Below are 10,412 nucleotides of genomic sequence, written 5' to 3'. Positions count from 1 at the left end.
CCCCCCCCCCCCCCCCCCCCCCCCCCCCCCCCCCCCCCCCCCCCCCCCCCCCCCCCCCCCCCCCCCCCCCCCCGCGGCGCCCCCCCCCCCCCCCCCCCCCCCCCCCCCCCCCCCGGGAGCCTCGAAGGATGGGCTACAGGCGCTTGCTGCTCATCCTTCGAGGCGCGCAAGAGCGCGCACCTCAGGATGACGACTGTGCTCGCGGCGATGCTACAGCCCGAGATACGCCTTGCGCACGTCCGGATTGCCCTTGATCTCGTTTGCTGCGCCCTGCATCAGCACGCGGCCGGTTTGCAGGATGTAGGCGCGGTCGGCGATCTCCAGGCACTCCGCCATGCGCTGCTCGACGATCAGCACGGTCATGCCGGCATCGCGGATGCGCTTCACGGCCTGGAAGATCTCGTCGACCAGCTTCGGCATGATGCCCTGCGAGGGTTCGTCCAGCATCAACAGCCGCGGGCGCGTCATCAGCGCGCGGCCAATGGCGAGCATCTGCTGCTCGCCGCCGGATAGCGTCTCGGCGCGCTGTTCGAGCCGTTCCGAGAGACGCGGAAACAGCTGGAACACGAGATCGAGCGGACTCTCGCGGTCGGCCTCGCCGCGATAGAGATAGCTTCCGAGGCGCAGATTGTCGCGCACGGAGAGGCGCGGAAACAGGCGGCGGTTCTCCGGCACATAGGCGATGCCGGTCGCGGTGATGTGATGCTGCGCCATGCCGTCGAGGCGCTTGCCGTCGAACGTCACCGTGCCCGAACGCGGGCGCTCGGCACCGGCGATGGATTTGAGCAGCGTCGACTTGCCCGCGCCGTTGGCGCCGGCGACGCAGACGATCTCGCCCTTGGCGACCTCGATGCTGACCGCGGAGATCGCGACCAGGCCCTGATAGGCGGTCGTGACTTCACGCACCGACAGCATGACGATCTCCCAGATATGCGCTGATCACCTTGGGATCGCGGACGATTTCAGTGGGCTTGCCCTCGACCAGCACCTTGCCGAGGTCGAGCACGATGGCCCGGTCGACCAGCGGCATCACGATCTCCATGACGTGCTCGACCATCAGCACGGTGATGCCGGCGTCACGCACCTTGCGCACCAGCGCCACACCGGTCTGCGCCTCGGTCGGCGTCAGGCCGGTGAGGACTTCGTCGAGCAGCAGCAGTTTCGGTTCTGTCGCAAGCGCGCGCGCGACTTCGAGGCGGCGTTTTTCGGCCGGCACGAGGTCGCTCGCGAGCACGTTGGCGCGCGCGGCAAGGCCGGTAAATTCGAGCACCTCATGCGCCTTGCGGCGTGCCTCGCGCATCACGGTGTTGCGCACGAGCGCACCGACGATGACGTTGTCGATAACAGTCATGGTCTCGAAGCTCTTGACGACCTGGAAGGTGCGGCCAACGCCGCGCTGGCAGCGCTCGGCGGCCGGCATGCTGGTGACATCCTCGCCGTCGAACCAGATCGAGCCTTGCGTCGGCGGCAGCACGCCGGCGATGAGATTGAACAGCGTCGACTTGCCGGCACCATTCGGGCCGATCAGGCCGACGATCTCGCCGCGGCCGACCGAGATCGAGACGTCGCTGTTGGCGACGAGGCCGCCGAACCGCTGCCAGACGCCGCGGGTTTCAAGCAGCGGGGTCATCGCGTGGCTCCCTTCCGCTTCGCACGAGAGAACAGACTCACCAGACCCTGCGGCAGGGCGAGCGAAATCAACACGATCAGCGTGCCGTAGACGATGAGGTCGACGCCGCGGCCGGAGCCGCCGATATAGGAGCGCGTCAGCTCCGTCATCGGGATCAGGATGACCGCCCCTAACACGGGCCCCCAGAGGGTGCCGATGCCGCCAAGCACCGCCGGCAACGCCATCAGCAGCGAGAACTGGAAGCCCATGACGCTTTCAGGATCGATATAGGCGAGAAACTGCGCGTAGAAGGCGCCGCCGATGGCAACGAGGAAAGCGGAGACGGCAGCCGCGCCCATCTTGGAGTTGAACACGACGACGCCGAGGCTCTCGGCCGCTTCCGGATTGTCCTTCACCGCGCGCCACCAGAAGCCCCATTTGGAGTCTTCCAGCCACCAGGTGACGAACCAGGCGAGGCTGCATAGCACCAGTGCGAAATAGAAGTACGGCAGCTTGCTGCGCATGAACTGGAACTTCAGCCAACTGTCGCCGCGCACCGGAATGGTGATTCCCATCGCGGCCCCCGCCCATTCCCAGTTCTGGAACAACAGCAGCCCGATCTCGGCGATGACGATGGTCGCGATCACGAAGTAGTGGCCGCGCAGGCGGAAGAAGGGATAGCCGAGCCCCATCGCGATCGCGGCCGCGACTGCGCCGCCGGCGAGCATGCCGAACCATGGCAGCACGCCGAACTTGGTGAACAGGAGCTCGGTGGTGTAGGCGCCGATGCCGAAATAGAGCGCATGTCCGAGCGAGATCTGCCCGCAATAGCCGGAGAGAATGTTCCAGCTCTGCGACAGCGCCGCATACATCAAGGTCAGGATCAGGATGTTCTGGACGTAGACGTCCTTGATGAACAGCGGAGCGAGCGCCGCCAGGGCGGTCAGCACCGCTGCGATGATGAGGTCGCGGCGGCGCCGCGCGGCAAAATCCTTGTCCATCACATCGATCCGAACAGGCCGCGCGGCCGGATGAAGACGACCAGCAGGTAGACGGCGTAGATGCCGACCGATTTCAGCGACGGCGGCAGCACCAGCGCGGTGGTGGCCTCGACCAGGCCGACGATGATCCCGCCGGCGAAAGCGCCGAACACGCTGCCGAAGCCGCCGAGCGCGACCGTGACGTAGGCGATCAGCGCAAAGGACGCACCGACGTCGGGATAGATATAGAAGAAGCTTGCCATGATCGCTCCGGCGAGGCCGACCAGCGCGGCACCAAGCCCCCAGCCGAGCGCGAACACGCGATTCTTGTCGATGCCGACGAGCGCCACCGCGCCGGGATCTTCACGGGTGGCCTCCAGCGCGCGACCGAAATCGGTGCGATGGATGAACAAATAGAGCCCGGCGAAGGCCAGGATCGAGACCAGCGCGCCGATGAGTTGCGGCGCCGGCAGGAAGATGCCGGCGATCGAGATGGTTTTGCCACCGAACCAGGACTGCGGAATGCTGCGATAGTCCGGCGTGAAGAAGAACTGCGCGAGGCCGCGCATGAGGATGGCGAGGCCGAAGGTGGTGAAGATCTGCACCATGCCGGCATTGGCCTTGGCCCGCATGGCAAAGCGGACAACGAGCAGATAGACCACCGCTCCGAAAACGAACATGGCCGCGGCGACCAATGGCGCCGATAGCAGGGGATCGATCGCGAAGAAGGCGAACAGAAAAAAGGACAGGTACATCGCGAGCATCAGGAACTCGCCATGGGCGAAGTTCGTGACGTCCATCAGGCCGAAGATCAGCGCGAGGCCGACGGCGATCAGTCCGTAGAGCAGGCCCATGAGGAGACCGCTCGCGAGACTTTGGATAATGGTTTGGGCTGTCAAAAGTCTGTCCCCCGAACTACGTCCTCATCCTGAGGAGCGCGCACCGCGCGCGTCTCGAAGGATGGCCCAGCCCTCGTCCTTCGAGACGCGGGCTGCGCCCGCTCCTCAGGATGAGGGCGGGAGCTACGATCTGTGCTCCCGCTCGCCGTGTCTTACTTCATCGGCCAGATCGCTTCAGCGATCGCGGCCTGCGGCGGGAAGATGGTGACGAACTTGCCGCCGACATATTGCAGCAGCACCGGGTCGGCGTCGTTGTTCTGGCCCATCTCGTCGAACTTGACGCGCTTCCAGGGCATGATGGTCTGCTCGCCCGGGATGTCGGTGGCGGCGAGCGCGTCGCGGATCTTCTCGCCGTCGGTCGACTTGGCGCGGCTGATGGCGTCGGCGAGGATGATCAGGCCCATGAACTGACGCGAGGTGAGATCGTTGAAATCCTTGCCCGACCGCGTCTTGAACATATCGTTGATCTTGCCGACCATCGGGCGCTTCTGCGCGAGGTCGAGCGAGAAGGTGCCGCGCGAGATCACGCCTTCGAGCTTATCGCCGACGGCGTCGTAGAGCGCCTTCTCGGAGAAGCCGGCGTCCTGCGCCACGATCGCGTTCGGCTTGTAACCGAGCTCGCCCATGGTCTTCACCAGCAGGATGCCGTCAGTGGTGTAGCTCGAGGGCATCAACACGTCGGCGTTGGCGCTCTTGAGCTGCTGCACCTCGGCCGAAAGCGAGGGCGAGTTGGCGCGATACTTGATGTCGGAGACGATCTTGTAGCCGCGCTCGCCGGCGATCTTGGCCTGGGCGTTGCCGGAATCGGTGCCGAAGATGGTGTCCTCGTGGAACAGCGACAGCGTCTCGATCTTGGTGCCCTTCTTCTTCAAGGCATCGAAGAAGTCGAACATCGCGGCCGAGTACATTTCGTCGTGCGGCGCGGCGCGGAAGTAATATTTCAGGCCGCGGCGGTGCAGGCTGGGCGAGGAGTTGTCCGCGGAGACGAACGGGATCTGATAGCGCTCGCAGATCTGGCTGACGGTGACGGCCACCGCGCTCTGATAGGTACCGATGATGGCGCAGACCTTCTCTTGCGTGATCAGGCGCTCGGCCTCGGCGCGGCCCTTCTGCGGATCGGCTTGGTGGTCGGCGAAGACGAGGCGCACTTTTGCCCCGCCGAGACCCGGCAGGCCCTCGCCCTTCGCCAGCGGCAGGTCGAAATCGGTGTTCTTGTTGATGACCTCGAGCGCGGTCTCATACGCCTTCTGCGCGTCGACGCCCTGCTGCGCGCTGCCGCCGGAGAACGGATAGATCACGCCGATCACGACTTCCGAAGTCTGTGCGCGCGCTGCCAGCGGCACGAGCGCGGCCGTAGCGGTGGCTCCCAACAATACGTCGCGGCGAGTGATCGTCATGGCAAAGTCCTCTTGCTACTGAATTTCGGCTGATCGAATGAAGCGATTGATGGATGCGGTAAAGCTCGAAGAAGCGGCAAACACTGCCCACTAAATCACGGCCATGGTCCTGTTCTTCAGATCCGTCACCAGCATCAGGCCCGGTGAATGCGTGATCGCGAACGGAAGCCTGGCAGCGTTGATGACCGATTGGGGCGTCACGCCGCAGGCCCAGAACACCGGGATCTCGTCGTCGGCGACTGGCACCGGATCGCCGTAATCGGGCTTGGCGATGTCCTTGATGCCGATCAGATGCGGATGGCCGAGATGCACGGGCGCGCCGTGCACGGCCGGATAGCGCGAGGTGATCTGCACCGCGCGGATCGCATCCGCCGGCTTGAACGGACGCATCGACACCACCATGGGACCGGCGAAGGGACCGGACTCGCCGCAGGCGATGTTGGTGCGATACATCGGCACGCGCACATTATGCTCGATGTGGCGGATCGGCATGCCCTCGTCGAGCAGCGCCTCTTCAAACGAGAACGAGCAGCCAAGCACGAAGGTCACGAGATCGTCGCGCCAGTATTTGGTGACGTCGGTCGGCTCGTCCACGACATCGCCGTCGCGCCAGACGCGATAGCGCGGCACGTCGGTGCGGATGTCGAGATCGGCGCCCAGCGCCGGGATGTGCGGACTGCCGACATCGGACATGCCGATGATCGGGCACGGCTTGGGATTGAGTTGGCAGAAGCGGTGAAAGGCGCCGGCATGTTCCGCCGGCAGGATCGCCAGATTGCCCTGGACGAAGCCGGGGGCGACGCCGGCGGTGGAGGCGACCAGCCCCTCGCGGTAGGCAAGCCGCGCCTTGCGGCTCGGGAGCGTGTCGGGCGTTTCAGTTTGCTGCACTGCCACCAAAACAGTCATGAGATCGACCTGCCTATAAACTCGACAAAGACAAGCCAACACCACGCGTGCTATAAAGTCTAATCTTCCTTTCTAATCAATATCGATAAATTTCATTTATCGATCAGGAAAATCCTTCCAATGCTGGACTTCAGATCGATCGAGACATTCCTCTGGGTTGTGAAGCTCGGCAGCTTTCGCGGCGCCGCAGCACGCCTCAACACGACCCAGCCGGCGATCTCCCAGCGCATCGCCCAGCTCGAGCGCGAACTGGGGGTGAAGCTGTTGAACCGCGACCACCGCGTGGCCTCGCCGACGCCGAGCGGCCGGCAGATGATGGTCTATGCGGAGAAGCTGATCGGCCTGCGCGCCGCGATGATCGCCGAGATCGGCGACCGCTCGGCGATGCGCGGCGTGATGCGGCTCGGCGTCGCCGAAACCATCGTGCACACCTGGCTGCCGCGGCTCGTGAAGAGCATGAACCAAGTCTACCCGAATCTGTCGCTGGAGATCGAGGTCGACATCACGCCGAACCTCACCGCGCGCCTGCTCGCGCAGGAGATCGAGCTTGCTTTCGTCGTCGGCCCGCTCTCGGCCTCCGGGGTGCACAATCGCGTCCTTGCCGACTATCCGATCGGCTTTCTCGCCAGCCCCTCGCTCGGCCTCGGCCATGGACCGGTGACGCGGGCCGAGCTCGCGCGATTTCCGATCATCACCTTCCCGCGGAAGACACGGCCCTACGAGGTCGTGCGCGAAGTGTTCGACCGGCCGGAGCTGCCGCCGATCCGGCTGCACGCCTCCGCCTCGCTTGCGACCGTCATCCACATGGCGGTCGAGGGCCTCGGCATCGCCGTGATCCCCGACGCCATCGTCGAGAGCGAGCTTGCAGACGGGCGGCTGCAACTGCTCGACACCGATCTCAAGATCGCGCCGCTGACATTCACCGCGAGCTGGCTCGCCTCGCCCGACGTCGTGGCGGTGCAGCGGGTCGCAGAGCTTGCATGTCAGATTGCGCAGAGCAGCCTCGCAGTTGACGCGCCCGCGCCGGCGCGTCATTGAAACAGGCGCCGGACAATTGAGAGACTGACCGCATGAGCCGAGCCGCCACCAATTTGCAAATCGATTCCGCCCGCCTCTGGGGCTCCATCCACGAGACCGCGCAGTTCGGCGCGACGGCCAAGGGCGGCGTGCGGCGGCTGACGCTGAGCGCAGAGGACAAGCTGGTGCGCGACTGGTTCCGCAAGGCCTGCGAGGACGCCGGCTTGGAAGTGCACACCGATGCGCTCGGCTCGCAGTTCGGCCTGCGCAAGGGCCGCGACATGTCGAAGCCGCCGGTCGGCATCGGCTCGCATTTGGACACGCAACCCACCGGCGGCAAGTATGACGGCATTCTGGGAACGCTTGGTGCGCTCGAAGTGATCCGCACGCTGAACGACGCCGGGATCGAGACCGAGGCGCCGATCTGCGTCGTCAACTGGACCAACGAAGAGGGCTCGCGCTTCGCTCCCGCGATGATGGCCTCCGCCGCCTATGTCGGCGACTTCACCACCGACGACATCCTGTCGCGCAAGGACGCCGACGGCACCACCGTCGGCCAGGCGCTCGACGGCATCGGCTATCGCGGCGACAAGCCGGTCGGGTTCCAGAAGCTCGGCTGCTTCGTCGAGTTGCACATCGAGCAGGGCCCGATCCTGGAAGCCGAAGGCAAGACCATCGGCGTGGTCGATTCCGGACAGGGCGTGCTCTGGTACGACGGCAGGATTTCCGGCTTCGAAAGCCATGCCGGATCGACGCCGATGCCGCTGCGGCGCGATGCGCTGGCGACCCTGTCCGAGATCGTGCTGGCGATGGAGGCCATTGCGAGGAAGCACGGGCCGAAGGCCGTCGGCACCATCGGCGAGGCCGTGATCGCAAACCCCTCCCGCAATGTCATTCCCGGCGAGATCGCCTTCACGATGGATTGCCGCAGCGCCGATGGCGCGATCATGGATGCTCTCGATCGCGATCTTCGCAGCGCGATCGCCGAGATCGCCGCACGCCGCAAGGTCGAGGTGAAGATCGACCTGGTCTGGCGCAAGCCGCCGACGCATTTCGATCCCAAATTGATTGCCGCAGTCGAGAACGCGGCGAAGACGCTCGGCTACCCCTCTCGCCGCATCACCTCCGGCGCCGGCCACGACGCCTGCAACCTCAACACAATCATGCCGGCCGCAATGGTGTTCGTGCCCTGCAAGGACGGCATCAGCCATAACGAGCTGGAAGACGCCACGCAGCCCGATTGCGCCGCGGGCACTAACGTCCTCATGCACACGGTGCTGGCGATCGCCGGCGTCGCATCCTGACCGGAGAGAACCATGCGCGGAGTTTTCGTCGACGCCAATGAGGCTCTCGCCGTGATCATGGAGCGGCTGGAGCAACCGGGCGATCCCAAGGTTCGGATCCACAGGGATCCCGACATCAAGCCCGAACAATATCCTGAAATCCTCGACGGCGCCGAGATCGCGATCGTCGACCACACCGCGCTACCGACCGATGTCGCAAAGAACTGCGCAGGGTTGAAGCACGTCGTGTTCCTCGGCACCGGCGCGCGCAGCTACATGAATCCGGAGGAGCTCGCCGAGCTCGGCATCTCCGTGCACCTGATCAAGGGCTATGGCGACACGGCGGTCGCGGAATGCGCGATCGCGCTGATGTGGGCTTCGGCCCGCGTCATCGCGATGATGGACCGCGAGATGCGCGGCGGAAACTGGCTCCGCGAAGACGGCATGCAGCTCACCGGCAAGACGCTCGGCCTGATCGGCTTCGGCGGTATTGCCGCGGAGGTCGCGCGCATTGCCTCGGGCAGCGGCATGAAGGTGATCGCCTGGAACCGCTCGCCGAAGACCTATCCGGGCGTGGAATTCGCCGATCTCGACACGGTTTTGGCGAGAGCAGACGTCGTATCGCTGCATCTGCTGCTCAACGACGAGACACGCGGCATGATCACCCGCGAGATGATCGCGAAGATGAAGCCAGGCGTCATCCTCATCAACACCGCCCGCGCCGCCGTCGTCGACGAGGCCGCCATGATCGATGCGCTGAAGTCGGGCCACATCCGCCATGCCGGCCTCGACGTCTTCAACATCGAGCCATTGCCCGGCGATCATCCGCTGACAAAACTGCCGAACGTCACGTTGTCGGCGCATTCGGCGTTCCGGACCCCGGAGGCGAGCGAGAACCTGATTGGCGCGGCGTGGGAGCACTGCCGCCGGATCGTGAAAACGTAGGGTGGGTTAACGAAGCCTAACCCACCACTCTCGACGTCCGCGAAGACAGGTGGGTTACGGCTTCGCCTAACCCACCCTACGCACCGCAATCTTGGGAAGGGATAAGAGCACCAACAATGGCCGACTATCGCACCATCAAGGCAGAGCCGCTCATCGAAGCCATCAGTGCCATCGTCAAGGCCGGCGGCTCCACGGACCGCGAGGCCGAGCTCGTGTCCACTAATCTGGTCGAGGCCAACCTCAAGGGACACGACTCGCACGGCGTCGGCATGATCCCACGCTATGTCCAGAGCGTCACCACGGGCGGCCTCGCCGTGAACCAGCACGTCAAGATCGTGCTCGACACCGGTCCGCTTCTCACCCTCGACGGGCTCACCGGGTACGGCCAAGTGATCGGCCATGAAGCGATGGAGCTGGCAGCCGAGCGCGCCAAGCGCAACGGCGTGTGCCTCGTCGGCCTTTCGAACTCACACCACATCGGCCGCATCGGCCACTGGGCCGAGCAGTGCATCGATCACGGGCTGGTCTCGATCCACTTCGTCAATGTGATCTCGCGTCCGATCGTGGCTCCCTGGGGCGGCAGCGATGGGCGCCACGGCACCAACCCGTTCTGCGTCGGCATCCCGCGCGCGGGCAAGGACCCGATCGTGCTCGACTTCGCCACCAGCAGGATCGCGCAGGGCAAGACCCGCGTCGCCCACAACAAGGGCGTCGAGCTCGAGCCCGGCACCATCATCGACAACGAGGGCAAGCCGACCACCAACCCGCGCTACACCGTGATCCCGCCGCACGGCGCCATCCTGCCGTTCGGCGAGCACAAGGGTTCGGGGCTCGCGCTGGTGTGCGAAATCCTCGGCGGCGCGCTCTCCGGCGGACAGGTGGTCAAGGGCCCCTCCGATGGCAAGTACAACGTCCTCAACGGCATGCTCTCGATCGTCATCGACCCCGGCAAGCTCGGCACCGGTGACAATCTCGCGCGCGAAGTCGAGAGCTTCGTCGCCTGGCACACCGGCTCACCGCCCGCTGCCGGCGTCGACAAGGTAAAGATCGCCGGCGAGCCCGAGCGCGAGACGAAGCAGAAGCGCCTGGCTGAGGGTATTCCGGTTGATCCGACCACCTGGCAGGAGATCTTGGAGGCCGGGAAGAAGTTCGGACTGGATCAGGCGGCGATCGAGAAGATCGCGGGCTGAGCCATTATAAACCGGTGTCGTCCCGGACAAGCGCAGCGCAGATCCGGGACCCATAACCACAGGAAGTGGTTTGGCGAAGACTCGCGGTTACCCGCGAGTACCGCAACTCCTCCCTGGGGTAATGGGTCCCGGCCTTCGCCCTAGGGCATGCACATATCTCTAAGGCTCCATCCTGCTGCAACGGCG

10 protein-coding genes are annotated in these 10,412 nt (G+C 65.1%); 4 read left to right on the top strand and 6 right to left on the bottom strand.

What is annotated here, in order from left to right; genetic code table 11:
• Positions 1-210 precede the first annotated feature (210 nt).
• The 6 genes from AC0L2J_RS34120 to AC0L2J_RS34095 all read right to left on the bottom strand — a co-directional run bounded on the left by AC0L2J_RS34120 (position 211) and on the right by AC0L2J_RS34095 (position 5,791).
• Positions 211-915: an ABC transporter ATP-binding protein gene (locus tag AC0L2J_RS34120; protein WP_473395897.1), complete on the bottom strand. Its 705-nt coding sequence runs from the start codon at positions 913-915 to the stop codon at positions 211-213.
• Positions 899-1,630: an ABC transporter ATP-binding protein gene (locus AC0L2J_RS34115; protein ID WP_007593737.1), complete on the bottom strand. Its 732-nt coding sequence runs from the start codon at positions 1,628-1,630 to the stop codon at positions 899-901. Before AC0L2J_RS34115 ends, AC0L2J_RS34120 begins: the two co-directional genes overlap by 17 nt.
• On the bottom strand, positions 1,627-2,610 hold the full coding sequence (locus AC0L2J_RS34110) for a branched-chain amino acid ABC transporter permease (protein ID WP_007607961.1): 984 nt from the start codon (positions 2,608-2,610) through the stop codon (positions 1,627-1,629). Before AC0L2J_RS34110 ends, AC0L2J_RS34115 begins: the two co-directional genes overlap by 4 nt.
• Entirely contained in the window at positions 2,610-3,488 is an 879-nt protein-coding gene (locus AC0L2J_RS34105) for a branched-chain amino acid ABC transporter permease (RefSeq protein WP_007607960.1), read from the bottom strand. The genes AC0L2J_RS34110 and AC0L2J_RS34105 overlap by 1 nt, the downstream gene beginning before the upstream one ends.
• A gap of 152 nt (positions 3,489-3,640) precedes the next feature.
• Positions 3,641-4,885 (bottom strand): ABC transporter substrate-binding protein, encoded by a 1,245-nt coding sequence (locus AC0L2J_RS34100; RefSeq protein ID WP_007607959.1) that lies wholly within the window; start codon positions 4,883-4,885, stop codon positions 3,641-3,643.
• 90 nt (positions 4,886-4,975) lie between these two features.
• On the bottom strand, positions 4,976-5,791 hold the full coding sequence (locus tag AC0L2J_RS34095; RefSeq protein WP_007607957.1) for a putative hydro-lyase: 816 nt from the start codon (positions 5,789-5,791) through the stop codon (positions 4,976-4,978).
• A 120-nt stretch (positions 5,792-5,911) separates the two neighbouring features.
• Between AC0L2J_RS34095 and AC0L2J_RS34090 the strand changes: the two genes are divergently transcribed.
• The 4 genes from AC0L2J_RS34090 (at position 5,912) to AC0L2J_RS34075 (ending at position 10,226) form a co-directional block, all read left to right on the top strand.
• Positions 5,912-6,829, top strand: a complete 918-nt coding sequence (locus AC0L2J_RS34090) for a LysR family transcriptional regulator (protein WP_007607955.1) — start codon at positions 5,912-5,914, stop codon at positions 6,827-6,829.
• 32 nt (positions 6,830-6,861) lie between these two features.
• A complete protein-coding gene (locus tag AC0L2J_RS34085) occupies positions 6,862-8,112 on the top strand; it encodes an allantoate amidohydrolase (protein WP_473395896.1) in 1,251 nt (416 codons plus the stop codon).
• Positions 8,113-8,124: 12 nt separating this feature from the next.
• Positions 8,125-9,036 (top strand): NAD(P)-dependent oxidoreductase, encoded by a 912-nt coding sequence (locus tag AC0L2J_RS34080; protein ID WP_473395895.1) that lies wholly within the window; start codon positions 8,125-8,127, stop codon positions 9,034-9,036.
• Between the two features lie 116 nt (positions 9,037-9,152).
• Entirely contained in the window at positions 9,153-10,226 is a 1,074-nt protein-coding gene (locus AC0L2J_RS34075) for a malate/lactate/ureidoglycolate dehydrogenase (protein ID WP_473395894.1), read from the top strand.
• The last annotated feature ends 186 nt before the right edge of the window (positions 10,227-10,412 follow it).

The sequence above is a fragment of the Bradyrhizobium sp. MV1.5 genome (assembly GCF_055807615.1).
The sequence above is the reverse complement of the archived record's forward strand: the minus strand, read 5'-3'. Positions and strand labels throughout refer to the sequence as shown.